Origin of the sequence: Pseudomonas sp. NMS19W (assembly GCF_051554255.1) — a bacterium.
Classification (GTDB): domain Bacteria; phylum Pseudomonadota; class Gammaproteobacteria; order Pseudomonadales; family Pseudomonadaceae; genus Aquipseudomonas; species Aquipseudomonas kribbensis.
This window is the reverse complement of record NZ_CP136718.1, coordinates 2,014,277-2,030,976: the sequence shown is the minus strand read 5'-3', so window position 1 is coordinate 2,030,976 and position 16,700 is coordinate 2,014,277. Positions and strand designations below refer to the sequence as shown.

At 60.5% G+C, this 16,700-nt stretch carries 12 protein-coding genes; 3 read left to right on the top strand and 9 right to left on the bottom strand.

What is annotated here, in order from left to right; genetic code table 11:
- Positions 1-98: 98 nt before the first annotated feature.
- The 6 genes from R1A29_RS09135 to leuC all read right to left on the bottom strand — a co-directional run bounded on the left by R1A29_RS09135 (position 99) and on the right by leuC (position 6,428).
- On the bottom strand, positions 99-1,109 hold the full coding sequence (locus R1A29_RS09135; protein ID WP_438301219.1) for an aspartate-semialdehyde dehydrogenase: 1,011 nt from the start codon (positions 1,107-1,109) through the stop codon (positions 99-101).
- Between the two features lie 111 nt (positions 1,110-1,220).
- Complete coding sequence (asd, locus tag R1A29_RS09130) at positions 1,221-2,333, bottom strand: aspartate-semialdehyde dehydrogenase (RefSeq protein WP_011333354.1); 1,113 nt, start codon at positions 2,331-2,333, stop codon at positions 1,221-1,223.
- 66 nt (positions 2,334-2,399) lie between these two features.
- Entirely contained in the window at positions 2,400-3,482 is a 1,083-nt protein-coding gene (leuB, locus tag R1A29_RS09125) for a 3-isopropylmalate dehydrogenase (RefSeq protein ID WP_438301218.1), read from the bottom strand.
- A gap of 69 nt (positions 3,483-3,551) precedes the next feature.
- On the bottom strand, positions 3,552-4,319 hold the full coding sequence (locus tag R1A29_RS09120) for a class I SAM-dependent methyltransferase (RefSeq protein WP_134826072.1): 768 nt from the start codon (positions 4,317-4,319) through the stop codon (positions 3,552-3,554).
- A 35-nt stretch (positions 4,320-4,354) separates the two neighbouring features.
- Complete coding sequence (gene leuD, locus R1A29_RS09115) at positions 4,355-4,999, bottom strand: 3-isopropylmalate dehydratase small subunit (protein ID WP_007956446.1); 645 nt, start codon at positions 4,997-4,999, stop codon at positions 4,355-4,357.
- A 10-nt stretch (positions 5,000-5,009) separates the two neighbouring features.
- Entirely contained in the window at positions 5,010-6,428 is a 1,419-nt protein-coding gene (gene leuC, locus R1A29_RS09110; RefSeq protein ID WP_085711997.1) for a 3-isopropylmalate dehydratase large subunit, read from the bottom strand.
- 140 nt (positions 6,429-6,568) lie between these two features.
- Here leuC and R1A29_RS09105 point away from each other — a divergent pair, with 140 nt between their 5' ends.
- The 3 genes from R1A29_RS09105 to R1A29_RS09095 all read left to right on the top strand — a co-directional run bounded on the left by R1A29_RS09105 (position 6,569) and on the right by R1A29_RS09095 (position 12,607).
- Complete coding sequence (locus R1A29_RS09105) at positions 6,569-7,459, top strand: LysR family transcriptional regulator (protein WP_438301217.1); 891 nt, start codon at positions 6,569-6,571, stop codon at positions 7,457-7,459.
- A gap of 69 nt (positions 7,460-7,528) precedes the next feature.
- The gene (locus R1A29_RS09100) at positions 7,529-10,807 is read left to right on the top strand and encodes a PAS domain S-box protein (protein ID WP_438301216.1); all 3,279 of its coding nucleotides are present in this window, start codon (positions 7,529-7,531) and stop codon (positions 10,805-10,807) included.
- Between the two features lie 108 nt (positions 10,808-10,915).
- Positions 10,916-12,607: an Hsp70 family protein gene (locus R1A29_RS09095; protein ID WP_438301214.1), complete on the top strand. Its 1,692-nt coding sequence runs from the start codon at positions 10,916-10,918 to the stop codon at positions 12,605-12,607.
- On the opposite strand, the gene R1A29_RS09090 is transcribed toward R1A29_RS09095, so the two are convergent.
- From R1A29_RS09090 to R1A29_RS09080, 3 genes are all read right to left on the bottom strand, one after another.
- On the bottom strand, positions 12,604-15,300 hold the full coding sequence (locus R1A29_RS09090) for a DUF805 domain-containing protein (protein ID WP_438301213.1): 2,697 nt from the start codon (positions 15,298-15,300) through the stop codon (positions 12,604-12,606). The two genes, R1A29_RS09095 and R1A29_RS09090, sit on opposite strands and share 4 nt — an antisense overlap.
- The gene (locus R1A29_RS09085; RefSeq protein WP_438301212.1) at positions 15,297-15,992 is read right to left on the bottom strand and encodes a DUF1266 domain-containing protein; all 696 of its coding nucleotides are present in this window, start codon (positions 15,990-15,992) and stop codon (positions 15,297-15,299) included. The genes R1A29_RS09090 and R1A29_RS09085 overlap by 4 nt, the downstream gene beginning before the upstream one ends.
- A gap of 186 nt (positions 15,993-16,178) precedes the next feature.
- Entirely contained in the window at positions 16,179-16,625 is a 447-nt protein-coding gene (locus R1A29_RS09080; RefSeq protein ID WP_102621524.1) for an Hsp20 family protein, read from the bottom strand.
- Positions 16,626-16,700: the final 75 nt, after the last annotated feature.

The window sequence follows — 16,700 nt, the reverse complement described above, 5'->3', positions numbered from 1 at the left end:
ATGCCCCGGAAAGTCCCGGAGGGTATTACGTCATCAAGCGATCTGGCCAAGCATAGCGCCCGGCTAGAATCAGTCGACAAATTGTTGCCAAGTATCTTTTACAGCAGGTCTTTTATCAACAACTCGGCCACTTGCACCGCGTTGAGCGCCGCGCCTTTGCGTACGTTATCTGACGTCAGCCACAGATTAAGTTCCGACGGCTCGTCGACACCGCTACGCACCCGCCCGACATAGACCACGTCCTGCCCCACCGCGTCACCGACAGCGGTCGGGTAATCGCCGGCCTCGACCAGCTCGATCCCCTCGGCGTCTTCAAGCGCGGCATTGACCTTTTCCAGGTCGACCGCGCTCGCTGACTGCAAGGTCACGCTAAAGCTATCGCCAAAAAACACCGGGGCTTGAACGCAACTTGCGGAAATCTTTAATGAAGGTTTGGCCAGCACCTGGCGCAGCTCGCGCACCAGACGTTTTTCCAGCAGCGTGTGGCCGTGCGCGTCCGGCGTGCCGACCTGAGCCAACAGGTTGAACGCCATCTGCCGATCGAAGAATGTCGGCTCCAGCGGGCGCATGTTCAGCAGCTCCGTCGTCTGACGGGCCAGCTCGGCAACCGCCTCACGGCCCTGGGCAGAAACGGCCAGATTGGCGGTGACATGCACATATTGCAGATCGACCAGATCGAGCAACGGCGCCAGCACCACGGCCAGAGTAGTAGCCGACGGGCTCGGGCTGCTGACCTGGAACGGCACTTTCAAACCGGCCAGTACATCGGCATTGGCCTCCGCCACTACTTGCGGCGCCTGATCCGCCGGCAAGGCGCCAGACAGATCCACCAGCGAGCAACCCGCCGCATGGGCGCGAGCCGCGTAGCTCAGGGTGATCGCCGGGCCGGCGGCAAAGAACGCCAGTCTGACCTTGCTGAAATCGAACTCGTCGACTTCGCGCACGCGCACGTTCTTGTTGCGAAACAGCACCGAGCTGCCGGCGGATTCGCTGCTGGCCAGCAGGTGCAGGTTGCCGACCGGAAAGTCGCGCTCCTCGAGAATCTGCACAAGGGTTTCGCCGACAATACCGGTGGCGCCGATCACGGCAATATCAATGGGCTGACTCATGGTGCGACCTCTGGTGGAACGGGGGAGCGGCACTTTACCGGGTGGCTGCCAGACAGGCAAAAAAAACCCGCGCCTCTTGCAAGGCACGGGTTCGTTCATTGCTTCAAGCGATCAACGCTCCAGCAGGATCCGCAGCATGCGGCGCAGCGGCTCGGCCGCACCCCACAGCAACTGGTCGCCGACGGTGAACGCGCCAACGAACTGCGAACCCATGTTCAGCTTGCGCAGACGACCGACCGGTACGTTCAGGGTGCCGGTGACTTTCGTCGGGCTCAGCTCCTGCATGCTGATTTCACGGTTGTTCGGCACCAGCTTGACCCATGGGTTGTGCTGGCTGATCAGCCCTTCGATGTCGGCGATCGGCACGTCTTTGTTCAGCTTGATGGTCAGCGCCTGGCTGTGGCAGCGCATGGCGCCGATGCGCACGCAGATGCCGTCGACCGGGATCGGGCTCTTGAAGCGGCCGAGGATCTTGTTGGTCTCGGCCTGGGCCTTCCACTCTTCGCGGCTCTGGCCGTTCGGCAGTTCCTTGTCGATCCACGGGATCAGGCTGCCTGCCAGCGGTACACCGAAGTTTTCGGTCGGGTACGCGTCGCTGCGCATGGCTTCGGCCACACGACGGTCGATGTCGAGGATCGCGCTGGCAGGATCGGCCAGTTGATCGGCGACAGCGGCGTGGGTCGCGCCCATCTGCTTGATCAGTTCACGCATGTTCTGCGCGCCGGCACCGGAGGCCGCCTGATAGGTCATGGCGCTCATCCACTCCACCAGACCGGCCTCGAACAGACCGCCCAGGCCCATCAGCATCAGGCTGACGGTGCAGTTGCCGCCGATGTAGTTCTTGGTGCCCGCATCGAGCTGCTGGTCGATGACCTTGCGGTTGACCGGATCGAGGATGATGACGGCGTCGTCGTTCATCCGCAGGCTCGAGGCCGCGTCGATCCAGTAACCCTGCCAGCCGGCTTCGCGCAGCTTCGGGAACACTTCGCTGGTGTAGTCGCCGCCCTGGCAGGTCAGGATCACGTCGAGGGTCTTCAGCTCTTCAATGCTGTAAGCGTCCTTGAGCGGAGCAATGTCCTTGCCCACGGACGGGCCTTGGCCACCGACATTGGAAGTGGTGAAAAACACCGGCTCAATAAGATCGAAATCCTGCTCTTCCAGCATCCGCTGCATGAGCACGGAACCGACCATACCGCGCCAACCGATCAGACCTACACGTTTCATCGCAACTACACCTTCTTGAAAAGTGGGCCGCTGCTTTGTATTGAATTTCGCAGCGGGCCCGAGAGATTACAGATTCCGCAGCGCGGCGACTACTGCGTCACCCATTTCCTGCGTACCGACTTTAGTGCAACCGGTCGAAAAGATGTCGCCGGTGCGCAGGCCTTGATTCAGCACCACGCTGACCGCTTTCTCGATGGCATCCGCCGCTTCGTGCAGATTGAAGCTGTAACGCAGCATCATCGACACCGACAGAATGGTCGCCAGCGGGTTGGCGATGCCTTTGCCAGCGATGTCCGGTGCCGAACCGTGGCAAGGCTCGTACATGCCCTTGTTGTTGGCATCCAGCGAAGCCGACGGCAGCATGCCGATGGAGCCGGTGAGCATCGACGCTTCGTCGGACAGGATGTCGCCGAACATGTTGTCGGTGACGATCACGTCGAACTGCTTCGGTGCGCGCACCAGTTGCATGGCGGCGTTGTCGACGTACATGTGGCTCAGTTCGACCTCAGGGTAATCCTTGGCCACCTGCTCGACCACTTCACGCCACAACTGGCTGGACGCCAATACGTTGGCCTTGTCCACCGAGCACAGCTTCTTGCCACGGACCATGGCCATGTCGAAACCGACACGGGCGATACGGCGGATTTCGCTTTCGCTGTACGGCAGCGTGTCGTAGGACTGACGCTCGCCGTTTTCCAGGGTACGGGTGCCACGCGGCGCGCCGAAATAGATGCCACCGGTCAGCTCACGGACGATCAGGATGTCCAGGCCGGAAACGATTTCCGGCTTCAGGCTCGAGGCATCGGCCAGTTGCGGGTACAGGATCGCCGGACGCAGGTTGCCGAACAGGCCCAGTTGCGCACGGATTTTCAGCAGACCGCGCTCAGGGCGGATGTCACGTTCGATGGCGTCCCATTTCGGGCCGCCCACGGCGCCCAGCAGCACAGCGTCGGCAGCGCGGGCACGGTCGAGGGTTTCATCGGCCAGCGGCACGCCGTGCTTGTCGATGGCGGCGCCACCGATCACGTCATGGCTCAGCTCGAAGCCCAGGCTGTACTTGTCATTGGCCAGCTCCAGCACCTTGACCGCTTCGGCCATGATTTCCGGACCAATACCGTCGCCTGGGAGAATCAGAATCTGCTTGCTCATGCTTTCCTCGTGTCTTCAGTCGGTGCGCCAGCGACTGGCGCGCCCGGAAAAATACTTATTGTTCCAAGATTACTTTTCAGCCCAGAGCACCAGTACATCTGTACTGAACGAACCATCGGCCTCAATCTCAAAATATTCGCGCACTTCGTTGCCCATCGATTGCTGCAACTGGCGGATTGCGGCGCGCATCACTTCGGGCGTGCGCATGCGCTCGACCCAGCTGTTGTACTCCAGACGCAGGCGCTGACGCGTGGTGCTGCGGGTGTGCAGACCGGCCTCGCTGACCTGGCGCAGCCACTCACCGGCAGAATAATCGCGCACATGGCTGGTGTCGCGCAGCACTTCGACGCTCTGCAAATAGGTGTCGAACAGCGGACTGCCCGGCGACAGCACATCAATGAACGCCGCCACGCCACCCGGCTTCAGCACCCGACGCACTTCGCGCAGGGCCACGCCGAGGTCGCTCCAATGGTGCGCCGAATAGCGGCTGAACACGAAGTCGAACTCGCCATCGGCGAACGGCAGGCGCTCGGCCGCACCGTTGACTGTGGAAACGTTGTTCAAACCGCGATCAACCGCAGCAGCGGCCACCACATCGAGCATCTGCTGCGACAGGTCGTAGGCCACCACTTCCTTCACCAGTGGGGCGACGTGAAAACTCACGTGCCCGGCGCCGCACCCCAGGTCCAGCACCCGAGCCTCGCCCTGCCCCGCCAGCTCAGCCTGCAGCAGCGCAAATTCAGTGCCTTGAGCGTGAACGGCGCTGCTCAGGTAGGCGGCGGCCTGTTCACCGAATTGCTTCTGTACAACCTGACTGTGCTGGGCGGTGCTGGTCATGGGGACTTCCTTTGTTGGGGTTCAACCTTTCAAATTCAGGCGTCGCGGAACAACCACGGCTGGCTCGCACGATGTTTGGCTTCAAACGCCGCAATCGCATCGCCGTCCTGCAAGGTCAGGCCGATGTCGTCCAGACCGTTGAGCAGGCAGTGTTTGCGGAACGCGTCGATCTCGAAGCGGTACACCTTGCCGTTCGGGCTGGTCACGGTCTGCTCGTGCAGATCGATCTGCAACTGATAACCCGGCGCGGCCTCGACCTGCTTGAACAGTTCATCGACTTCGGCATCGCTCAAGATGATCGGCAACAAGCCGTTCTTGAAGCTGTTGTTGAAGAAGATGTCGGCGTAGCTTGGCGCGATGATGCTGCGGAAACCGTATTCTTCCAGCGCCCAAGGCGCGTGCTCACGGCTGGAGCCGCAACCGAAGTTTTCGCGGGCCAGCAACACGCTGGCGCCTTGATAACGCTCGGCGTTGAGCACGAATTCCTTGTTCAACGGGCGCTTGGAGTTGTCCTGATACGGCTGGCCGACATCCAGGTAACGCCATTCGTCGAACAGGTTCGGGCCGAAACCGGTGCGCTTGATCGACTTCAGAAACTGTTTCGGGATGATCTGGTCGGTGTCGACGTTGGCACGATCCAGAGGTGCGACAAGGCCAGTGTGCTGGGTAAAAGCTTTCATGCTGCGCTCCTCAGATCAATTCACGAACGTCGATGAAACGACCGTTCACCGCCGCCGCAGCGGCCATGGCCGGGCTGACGAGGTGGGTACGGCCACCGGCGCCCTGACGGCCTTCGAAGTTACGGTTGGACGTCGAGGCGCAATGCTCGCCGGACTCCAAACGGTCCGGGTTCATCGCCAGACACATCGAGCAACCCGGCTCACGCCATTCGAAACCGGCTTCGAGGAAGATCTTGTCCAGACCTTCGGCCTCGGCCTGCGCCTTCACCAGACCCGAGCCCGGCACCACGATGGCCTGCTTGATGGTCGATGCGACCTTGCGGCCCTTGGCGATCACCGCTGCAGCGCGCAGGTCTTCGATGCGCGAGTTGGTGCAGGAACCGATGAATACGCGGTCGAGCTGGATGTCGGTGATCGCCTGATTGGCGGTCAGACCCATGTATTTCAAGGCGCGGACGATCGAGTCGCGCTTGACCAGATCCATTTCTTTGGCCGGGTCCGGCACGTTCTGATCAACGGCCAATACCATTTCCGGCGAAGTGCCCCAGCTGACTTGCGGCTTGATCTGTGCGGCGTCGAGTTCGACCACGGTGTCGAAATGCGCGTCGGCGTCAGACACCAGGTCTTTCCAGGATTCAACCGCCAGATCCCACTCGGCGCCTTTCGGTGCAAACGGGCGACCCTTGACGTAATCCACAGTCTTCTGGTCCGCCGCCACCAGGCCCACCCGGGCGCCGGCTTCGATGGACATATTGCAGATGGTCATGCGGCCTTCGATGGACAAATCACGGATCGCGCTGCCGGCGAATTCGATGGCATGGCCGTTACCGCCGGCGGTGCCGATCTTACCGATCACGGCAAGGACGATGTCCTTGGCGGTCACGCCGAACGGCAACTGGCCTTCGACGCGCACCAGCATGTTCTTCATTTTCTTGGCGACCAGGCACTGGGTGGCGAGCACGTGCTCGACCTCGGAAGTGCCAATACCGTGGGCCAATGCGCCGAACGCACCGTGGGTCGAGGTGTGCGAGTCGCCGCAGACCACGGTCATGCCCGGCAAGGTCGCGCCCTGCTCCGGGCTGATCACGTGGACGATGCCCTGGCGCACGTCGTTCATCTTGAATTCGACGATGCCGTATTCATCGCAGTTGTCGTCGAGGGTCTGAACCTGTAAACGCGAGACCTGGTCGGCAATGGCGCTGATGCCGCCCTTGCGCTCCGGAGTGGTCGGTACGTTGTGGTCCGGGGTCGCGATGTTGGCATCGATGCGCCACGGCTTGCGCCCGGCCAGACGCAGGCCTTCGAAGGCTTGCGGCGAGGTCACTTCGTGGATGATGTGACGATCGATATAGATCAGCGCCGAACCATCGTCGCGCTGCTTGACCAAATGCGAATCCCAGAGCTTGTCGTAGAGCGTTTTGCCGGCCATCAGACGTTTCCTCATCAGCTTGTTTCTATGCCCTGGGCTTATCAATAACCCTTTGGCTTGTGAGGCCGATCCTATGGGGTTAGATTGAATAACTCAAATTCATATTTTTTATGCTTTGGATAACCAACTGGAATACGAACATGGATCTGGCCAACCTCAATGCTTTTATCGCCATCGCCGAGTCCGGGAGCTTCTCCGGCGCCGGTGAACGTCTGCACCTGACGCAACCGGCGATCAGCAAACGCATCGCCGGGCTTGAGCAGCAATTGAACGTGCGGCTGTTCGACCGGCTGGGTCGTGAAGTGGGCCTGACCGAGGCCGGCCGGGCACTTCTGCCGCGGGCTTATCAGATTCTCAACGTGCTCGATGACACCCGCCGCGCCCTGACCAACCTCACCGGCGAAGTCACCGGCCGCCTGACCCTGGCCACCAGTCACCACATCGGCCTGCACCGTTTGCCGCCCCTGTTGAGGGAATACACCCGCCGTTACCCACAGGTGGCGCTGGATATTCAGTTCCTCGATTCGGAAGTGGCCTACGAGGAAATTCTCCATGGCCGCGCAGAGCTGGCGGTCATCACCCTGGCGCCGGAGCCGCACACACTGGTCAAGGCCACGCCGGTCTGGGATGACCCGCTGGACTTCGTGGTCGCCCCGGAACACACATTGATCAGCAACGGCGCTGTCACATTGGCGGACATTGCCGGTCATCCGGCGGTTTTCCCCGGCGGCAACACCTTTACCCACCATATTGTCCAACGCCTGTTCGAGGCTCAGGGCCTGACGCCGAACATCGCCATGAGCACTAACTACCTGGAAACCATCAAGATGATGGTCTCAATCGGCCTGGCCTGGAGCGTTTTGCCGCGCACCATGCTCGATGAACAGGTGGCGCGCATACCTTTGCCGGGCATACAGCTCAGTCGCCAGCTAGGCTATATCCTGCACACCGAACGGACGCTGTCGAATGCTGCACGGGCGTTTATGGCCCTGCTGGACGCGCAAATCGATCTGCCAGGGACTCACGGCTGACTTGTGCTAATCCTATAGAGCTGCCGTCCCCTGTGCCTAACGCCCAAATCAGCTCAAGGCCCCTTAACAATGCCGAAATCTGTTGACCGTATTCCGCCGATGCCGCGTATTCAGGCCATTGATCCACGGCGTTCCGAACAGAGCTGGGAGAGCGCGCCGCAATTGCTCGCGGCGCTCAACGGCGCCCGCCTCGGCGCCTGGTATTGGGATATCGAGCGCGGGCAGATCAGTTGGTCGCGGGGCACTCAGGCCCTGTTCGGCTTCGATCCACGGCAGCCGCTGCCCGAAGACCTGGAATACCTCGACCTGCTGCCGCCGGAAGACCGGGCGAAAACCATTCGTGCCTTCCACGCGGTGATTGCCGGCGCGCCGCTGGAACAGGCGATGCACCACCGCATTCGCTGGCCCGACGGCAGCCTGCACTGGCTGGAGATCAATGGCAGCCTGCTACCGGACAAACATGGCCGCCCCCGAATGATCGGGGTGATCCGTGAAATCACCCACCAGCGGCAACGGGAACAGGCCCTCAGCAGCTCGGAGAAACGTTTCGCCACACTGTTTCACCTGTGCCCGAACATGGTGTTGCTGACCCGCCAGGAAGACGGCCTGATCAGCGAGGCCAACCAGTATTTCGAAAGTCTGTTCGGCTGGCCGGTGCAGAGCGCCATCGGGCGCACCACCCTGGAGCTGGGCTTGTGGGTGCATCCCGAGCAGCGAGCCGAGCTAGTCAAGAAAACCAAGGCCAAGGGCGAGCTGATCAGCATGGAGGTGCAGTTCCGCGCCAGTAACGGCCAGGTTCACGACGGGATTCTCAGCGCACAAAAGGTCGAACTCGAGGGCCAGCCTTACCTGTTGAGCACTTTTCTCGACACCACCGAGCGCAAAGCCGCCGAACATGCGCTCAAGGACAGTCAGGAACGCCTCGATCTGGCACTGGACTCGGCGCAGCTCGGCACCTGGGACTGGCACATTCCCAGCGGCATGCTCTACGGCTCGGCCCGGGCCGCGCAACTGCACGGGCTGGAGCCGATTCCGTTCCACGAATCTTTTGACGAATTCTTCGAAGGCGTGCCCGGCGAGGAACGCGACAGCATGCGCGATGCCTACCGCAGCCTGCGCGAAGGACCGGCAGGTAATTATCAGCTGACGTATCGCGTGCAACTGCCGGACGGCAGTTCGCGCTATCTGGAAAGCCGCGCCCGCCTCTATCGCGACGAAAACGGCGCGCCGCTGCGCATGGCCGGCACCCTGCTCGATATCACCGATCAAGTCGAACGCGAGCAGCGCCTCGTGGCTTCCGAAGAGAAATTCGCCACCCTGTTCCAGGTCAGCCCCGACCCGATCTGCGTGACCCGCCAGGAAACCGGGGAGTTCATCGAGATCAACTCCAGCTTCACCCAGACTTTCGGCTGGAGCGCCACCGATGTCATCGGCCACACCGCCGAAGAAATCGGCCTGTGGGACGCCTCGGCGAAAAGCCTGCAACGCATCGAACGGGTGATCCGCGAACAGGGCCTGAGCAACGTCGCGATCATCGTCCAGCACAAGGACGGCCAATCGCTGACCTGTGTGATTTCCAGCCGCCAGATCAGCGTCGGCAACCAGCCGTGCATCGTCACCACGCTGCGCGACATCACCCAGCAACAGCGCTCGGAAGCGGCGCTCAAGGCCAGTGAAGAGAAGTTCGCCAAGGCGTTTCACTCCAGCCCCGACGCCATCACCATCACCGAACGCGACACCGGGCGTTATCTGGAAGTCAACGACGGTTTCTGTCGCCTGACCGGCTACCGTGCCGACGAAGTGGTGGGCAAAACCGTGTATCAGGTCGGCATCTGGGCCGAGGAAAAACAACGCTCGGGATTGCTCGCCGAGCTACAGATCAAGGGCCGTGTGCATCATCAGGAAATGCTCGGGCGCAACAAGCGCGGGGAATTGCTGACGGTGGAGGTTTCGGTCGAGCCGATCACCCTCAACGAAATCGCCTGCCTGCTGATGACCGCCCGGGACGTCAGCCTGCTGAAGAACGCCGAAGCGCAGATCCGCCATCTGGCCTATCACGATCCGCTGACCAACCTGCCCAACCGCGCATTGCTGATGGATCGCTTGAGCCAGCAGATCGCCCTGCTCAAGCGCCACAATTTGCGCGGCGCGCTGCTGTTTCTCGATCTCGATCACTTCAAACACATCAACGACTCGCTCGGCCATCCGGTCGGCGATACCGTGCTGAAGATCATCACCGCGCGCCTCGAAGCCAGTGTGCGCATGGAAGACACCGTGGCGCGGCTTGGTGGCGATGAATTCGTGGTGTTGCTCAGCGGCCTGGAAGGCACGCGCAATGAGGTCAGCGTTCAGGTGCGGGAGTTGGCCGACACCATTCGCGAACTGCTTTCGGAGCCGATGTTCCTCGACGGCCAGCGCCTGCAAGTGACGCCGAGCATCGGCGTAGCGCTGATTCCCGATCACGGCTCGACCCCGACCGACCTGCTCAAACGCGCGGACATCGCGCTGTACCGGGCCAAGGACTCCGGGCGCAACACCACGCAGATGTACCACAACACCATGCAGAAAGCCGCCAGCGAACGGCTGCGCATGGAAACCGATTTGCGACTGGCACTGTCCCGTGGCGAATTCAACGTACATTTCCAGCCGCAAGTGGACGCCCGGGACAACCGCATCATCGGCGCCGAAGCGCTGGTGCGCTGGAATCACCCGGAACTCGGCGCACAATCGCCGACCGAATTCATCAAGGTCCTGGAAGACAGCGGGCTGATCCTTGAGGTCGGCACCTGGATCCTCGATGAGGCCTGCGATGCCTTCAAGCAATTGATCGCCGACGGCCTGATCGATCCGCTGGCGTTCAGTCTGTGCGTGAACATCAGCCCCCGGCAGTTCCGCCAGAACGACTTCGTTGAACGTATCGAACACAGCATGACCAGCCATGGCCTGCCCTGCTCGTTGCTGAAACTGGAAATCACCGAAGGCATCGTGATCCAGAACCTGGAAGACACCATCAGCAAGATGCGCCGTCTGAAAAAGCTCGGCGTGAGCTTCGCCATGGACGATTTCGGTACCGGTTATTCATCGCTGACCTACCTCAAGCGCCTGCCGGTGGACACCCTGAAGATCGATCAGTCCTTCATCCGCGACGCCACCAGCGACCCCAACGACGCGGAGATCATTCGCGCCATCGTCGCCATGGCCCGCAGCCTGGAACTGGAGGTGATCGCCGAAGGCGTGGAAACACCTGAGCAGCTGGAGTTTCTGCAAGGGCTGGGCTGCCATTTGTATCAGGGGTATCTGCACAGTCGGCCGGTGGCGCTGGAGGTGTTGAAAGGCTTGCTGGAGTGAGCTGGCACCTGCGGTTGCGTTCCGCCGGTGTTGCCGCCAGACCGGGAATTGCCAGGGTTGGCGGCAACCTGTAGGGTCGCGTTTTTTCGCGCCGTTTCGAGATCGATCATGCAGGATGCAACCCTCCCCCGCCCGGCCCTGCTGGGTATTGACCTTGGCACCACCAACAGTTTGATCGCCGTCTGGCAGGACGGCCAGGCCCGACTGATCCCCAACGCCCTCGGCGACGTGCTCACACCTTCCGTCGTCAGTCTCGATGAAGACGACAGCATTCTGGTAGGCAAAGCGGCACGCGCCCGGCTGACCACTCACCCGGAGCGCACAGCGGCGGCGTTCAAGCGCTTCATGGGCAGTGACAAGCGTCTGGAACTGGGCGAGCGCTCATTCAGCCCGGAAGAACTCTCGGCACTGGTGCTCGGCTCACTCAAGCAGGACGCCGAAGCCTTTCTCGGCCACCCGGTATCTGAAGCGGTGATTTCCGTGCCGGCGTATTTCAGTGACGAGCAACGCAAACGCACGCTGTTCGCCGCCGAGCTTGCGGGCCTGAAAGTTTCCCGACTGATCAACGAACCGACCGCTGCCGCCATGGCCTACGGGCTGCACGAACAGAAATTCGAACGCACACTGATCTTCGATCTGGGCGGCGGGACCTTCGATGTCACGGTACTGGAATATGCACTGCCGCTGATCGAGGTCCATGCGTCCACCGGTGACAACTTTCTGGGTGGCGAAGACTTTACCGCCGCACTGTTGAACGCCTGTCTGAAAAACTGGCAACTGACCCCGTCGATGATTGATGCGCAAAGCATGGCCAGCCTGGGCGATGCCCTGGAACAACTCAAATGCAAACTCGGCGAAGGCAATCAATCGTTGAGCTGGCGCCATGTCGACAAACTGTATGAATGGTCGCTGGACGAAGCCGCTGCCGTGAAGATCTGGGAACCCTTGCTGGCACGATTGCGCGCACCGATCGAACAAGCTCTGCGCGACGCGCGCCTGAAACCACGGGATCTCGACAGTCTGGTGCTGGTGGGCGGCGCGACGCGGATGCCTGCGGTGCAACAGTTGGTCGCTACACTGTTCGGACGCCTGCCTTACCGGCATCTTGATCCGGACACGATTGTCGCACTGGGTGCAGCGACGCAAGCGGCGTGCAAGGCGCGTGATGGTGCGATTGAGGAACTGATCCTGACCGATGTCTGCCCGTATACGCTGGGCATCGAGACCATGCGTGGCAAAGGCATCGACGGGGCTTTTTCGCCAATCATCGAACGCAATACCATCATTCCAACGTCACGGGTGGAGCGCTACCACACAACTTATCCCCGGCAGGAGCTGCTGCGCATTGCCGTTTACCAGGGTGAACGGCCATGGGTACGTGACAACATCCTCATTGACGCTTTCGATGTCACCTTGACGCCGAACGATAACATCCAGGAGCTGGACGTACGCTTCAGTTACGACATCAACGGTTTGCTCGAAGTCGACGTCACGTTGCTCGAGACTGGCGAACGGCACAGCCACAGCATCGATCGCAGTCCCACCGGACTGGATGAACAAGCGCGCAGAGACAGCCATAACCGGCTGTCAACGCTGAAAGTCCATCCGCGTGATGCATTGCCCAACCGCACACTGCTGGCCCGACTGGAGCGGGCATGGATGCAGAGTCTGGGCACGCAGCGAGAACACATTGCCGAGTGGCTGCACCACTTCACCACTGTACTCGGCGGGCAGCAGCCGGCAGAGATCACCAGCCACCGCTCGGAAATCAACAAGGCGCTGGACCAACTGCGCCTCTAACCGTTGAGTCGCCGCAGCGCAGCCTGCAGGCCACCGGACAGCATTTCGTCACCGCCGCTGTCCGGCGGCACGCCGTATCGGTTGGGCAGTTTGTCGCCGGGAAAACCGAACAACAGCAATGGCAGGAACGGCAAGACCGGTGACAGCGCCATGAATATCAGCAACGTGGGCAGACCTCGCCCCATGTCGTGCAATCGGCGCAGAGTGGCGCCGAATAACAACAGAACACTGAGCAACAGGATCAGAATCCCAAAGAGCGTGGTACCACTGATAAGACCTGCGACCGGCGCAATCACCACACACCCCAGGACCTGCGCGATAAAAGCCTTGCGCCCCAATCGCGACCCCAGGCGCCAGATCGCACCCGCCGGTACCGGTTGAATATCACTTTTGGCCAGCATCAAACGCTCCGACCAGGACAGCAACGCACACAGCGCCAGACGCAAACCGATACTGTTCTGCATGTCATCCTTGCCCTGCTGCAATTGGCGCAACACCCGGGTTTTCAGGACACCGGCAGCGCCATGGCGAACCATGCCCTTGAGCGCATCCAGCGCCTCGTACGCCAACAGTTTGTCGACACCAAAATCCGTCAACACCTTGCGCGGTGGCCACACCGGTTCACCCTTGATCAAGGCGTCGCGAAAACCCTCGAACCAGTCGTCTTCGCAACTGACCGCCGCGATCGATTGCAGCAAGACACGATGCTGCTCGGCGCTCAGGCTCGGGTCGTGATAAAGCACGCCCCAGAACATCAACAAACCCAGAAGATCGTCGCCACATGCAGCGCGGTCGCTTTCGATACAGGTGTAAAGCAGGGTATTGGATGGCAATCGGGCGCTGTCGAGTGCCTGTTGCACACTGAACAATTGCTGCACCAACAAGCCGTGCACCGGGTCATCGCCTTGCAGCCAGCCCAGCAGTCCGTCGCAATTACCTTGCTCACGTTGCAAACGCCGCAACAGTGGCTGCAATCGACTCAAAGGATGAGCCGGATTGAACGGCAGACTCTCCAGGCATTGTCCATCGATCAATTGCAGCCAGCGCTCCGGCTGATCGAGCAACGCCAGTAAAAACAATGTCTGTGCATGCCACTCCCAGGCAGCATCGCCCAGCCCGACCGGCGGCAACCCTGTCCCGCGGCGACTCAACTGAAGAAGCAGATCGAGCTCGGACAAGTCACAGTCGTCTTTGACGGCACCCAACCTGAATGCTTCGGCGATTCGCTCCAGCGCGGCATCACTGTAGGGCCGCAAGCGACGCAACCACAGTCGACAGACCTTGTGCAGCTCACCTTTTGTCAGTTCCTGCGGCAATTGTCGCGGTGTTGAATCCGCTTCGCTGAAGGCACTCATCGCCTGCGCAATCGGCGCATCACTCAACCAGCGCAGGTGCTGCCCGGCCTGAGCCTTGAACCCGCTCAACACCAGGCATTCGAGCGCATCGACCGGCAGCGGCTGGTCCAGAATCTGCTGCAGCAAGACCGCATCCCCTCGATGCAACGCCCAGGCATGTCGGTACAGATGAAGCAGTCGGCTGTCGGCATTTTCACCCAGCAACTGCGCCAGCAACGGAAGTTCATCGCCCGTCATGCGCCACCCGACAAAACTCTGCGCCAGGTTATCAAGCTTCAACCGCCCGACACCCAACCAACGGTTCAGCGTCTCGGGACGTTGTGAGGGACTGCCATACACCTGGGCGTCATCCCCAAGATCCGCAGGCCAGTCAGAAAAATTGCCCAGACAATCGAACGCCTGAATCAGCAGAGGCAGAAAAGTCGGTTGCCGCTTGGTACACAGTTCCAGCAGACGACTTTCGGCCATCGGATGGCGATGCTCATCCCACAACCGGATCCAGTACGGCAATGCCTGATCGTCATTCCCCAACAGACTGCTCTGACAGGCCACCAGGTACAGCCAGTCCACATCATCGGGTGATTCAAGTTGCTGTTCGACACAGCACTGCAAGAGTGTCGGCGCACCGATGCCCGCCTGCGTGAATTGCACCAGCAAACGCTTGATGAACGCTGCATCATGCGGCAACGGCAGGCAGGTGTGCTGGTTGGCGAAATCGGCGAACTCATGGAGCGGACGCTGGGTGAAGATGAAATCGAGGCTACGGGCGTACCAGAGTGATTCGGTCTGCGCGGCTTCTGACCAGGTGCTCATCAGATTGGTATCAAACGGATCGGGCGTTTCGATTCGCCGCAGAAAGGCTTCCACCCGTTGAGCGTCGTTGAACTCCAGATCCAGCAGTTGCTGGTCCCAGGCCATACGCCTGGCCAACAGATTCGCGCAACGATAGGACAGCGGACCGGCGTCGGCCATCCGGTGGTAGAGCCCCCAACTGAGTTCATCAAGGTGTTCCAGTGACAGCTCATCCAGCGCCCGGACAAATGCCTGCCACGCCTCGAAATTGAACCGTAGCGCGGGATCATCAAGCAACTCGCAGAAATCCATGAACGCCTGCGGGACCTCGACAAGCTCCTGCTCTGACTCTTCAATGCCTTCTTCTGGCCCGTCTTCCTCGTCTTCACGCGCCAAGCGTAAGGCGTTTTCGTAGGCCATGCGCAGAGCCTGAAACCCTTCAGGATCGGTTTCCGGATGATGCGACGGCAGACGTGCGCGGTAGGCATCGCGAATCAGGGTTTCGTCGGAAGTGGGCTCGATGCCCAGGCGAATCCAGCAACTCATGACCAGTCGAACTCCTTGAGCGATGCCGGACGGGGTAACGAATCAATCTCCATGTGCCAAGGCAAATCCGCCAGAAAGTGCGGGATGTTCTGGGCGAGGCCACGGACGATTCGCAGGTTATGAGCACTGTCCCCTTGCCGCTCCAGCTCGCAGGCCAGTTCGTCGTCGCTTTTGCTCAAGCAGCACCAAAAGGTGCGCCCCACAACAAATCCATTGAAGTAGGACATCCAGCTACCGTAGTGAAATTGTGCCCTGACGGCCAAACGACTGTGCAGCCAGTTGCTTTCGATCAGATCAATCCATTGGTTGCGCACCGCACAACGCAAGAGGAAACCCATCCGCCCATAGTCCCAGGACAAAATCCCTCCAGGACCGCAACTGCCGAAAGTGCGACTGGCAAACTCGTGCAAAACACGCTCACGGGGACTCAGATCTTCAAGCAAGGCGTGCCATTGACTCGGCAAACAACGCTGCCACGCCAGATAGGCTCCACTCAGGTTTTTGGCATGACCGTCGTCCGTCATCCATTGGAGCATGTCGAACAACTGCCGCCGGTCATCGATGCCCCAGCTGTCTTTCAGATCGATGTAATGGTCATCGCAGAACGCGGGGTCGTCATACCCGGCGCCGGTGTTGAGCGCTGCCATAGGCGCAGAGAGGGCGCACAGCCAGCGCTGTTGAATATCGTCCATGAGAAAAGGCTCCAGGCCGACCGGTAAGGATGGGGGTCGGCAAAACTGCGGCGGATTGTAGAGAAACCGCCGCTTCCGGCAAAGCAGAACCGCAGTATTCCTGCGCCCACAAAAAAGGCCCCGACGTATCGGGGCCTTCATTCAGCGGCTTATCGCCCGTTCAGACGATTTGTTTCTGCAAGTGAATCAGTGTTGCAGCGCCGGCTTCTGCGTCCCGTTGATCGGGATGCGTTTGGCTTTCGCTTCTTCCGGGATCACACGCAGCAGATCGATGCTCAGCAGGCCGTTGCTCAGGCCGGCGGCCTTGATCTCGATGTGATCGGCCAGGCGGAAGGACAGCTTGAATGCACGCTGGGCGATGCCCTGGTGCAGGAAAGTGACGCCTTCGTTCGCGTCACGCTTGCCGCCACTGATGGTCAGCACGCCCTTCTCGACTTGCAGTTCCAGGTCTTCTTCCTGGAAACCGGCCGCCGCCACGACGATGCGGTATTGATCGTCACCGTGTTTTTCGACGTTGTAAGGCGGATAGCTGCTGCCTGGCTCGTTGCGCAGGGCGGTTTCGAACAGGTCGTTGAAACGGTCGAAACCTACCGAGGAACGGAACAGTGGAGCGAGGGAAAATGCAGTACTCATGGTTCAAATCTCCTGAAAACAATCAGCAAGGTTTTTTGTCTCCGCGACCCGAATTCGGCATCGCGTAACCCTTAG

Coding starts and splice junctions, on each gene's coding strand:
- R1A29_RS09135 (WP_438301219.1), bottom strand. CDS start 1,109: ATGAGTCAGCCCATTGATATTGCCGTGATCGGCGCCACCGGTATTGTC.
- asd (WP_011333354.1), bottom strand. CDS start 2,333: ATGAAACGTGTAGGTCTGATCGGTTGGCGCGGTATGGTCGGTTCCGTG.
- leuB (WP_438301218.1), bottom strand. CDS start 3,482: ATGAGCAAGCAGATTCTGATTCTCCCAGGCGACGGTATTGGTCCGGAA.
- R1A29_RS09120 (WP_134826072.1), bottom strand. CDS start 4,319: ATGACCAGCACCGCCCAGCACAGTCAGGTTGTACAGAAGCAATTCGGT.
- leuD (WP_007956446.1), bottom strand. CDS start 4,999: ATGAAAGCTTTTACCCAGCACACTGGCCTTGTCGCACCTCTGGATCGT.
- leuC (WP_085711997.1), bottom strand. CDS start 6,428: ATGGCCGGCAAAACGCTCTACGACAAGCTCTGGGATTCGCATTTGGTC.
- R1A29_RS09105 (WP_438301217.1), top strand. CDS start 6,569: ATGGATCTGGCCAACCTCAATGCTTTTATCGCCATCGCCGAGTCCGGG.
- R1A29_RS09100 (WP_438301216.1), top strand. CDS start 7,529: ATGCCGAAATCTGTTGACCGTATTCCGCCGATGCCGCGTATTCAGGCC.
- R1A29_RS09095 (WP_438301214.1), top strand. CDS start 10,916: ATGCAGGATGCAACCCTCCCCCGCCCGGCCCTGCTGGGTATTGACCTT.
- R1A29_RS09090 (WP_438301213.1), bottom strand. CDS start 15,300: ATGAGTTGCTGGATTCGCCTGGGCATCGAGCCCACTTCCGACGAAACC.
- R1A29_RS09085 (WP_438301212.1), bottom strand. CDS start 15,992: ATGGACGATATTCAACAGCGCTGGCTGTGCGCCCTCTCTGCGCCTATG.
- R1A29_RS09080 (WP_102621524.1), bottom strand. CDS start 16,625: ATGAGTACTGCATTTTCCCTCGCTCCACTGTTCCGTTCCTCGGTAGGT.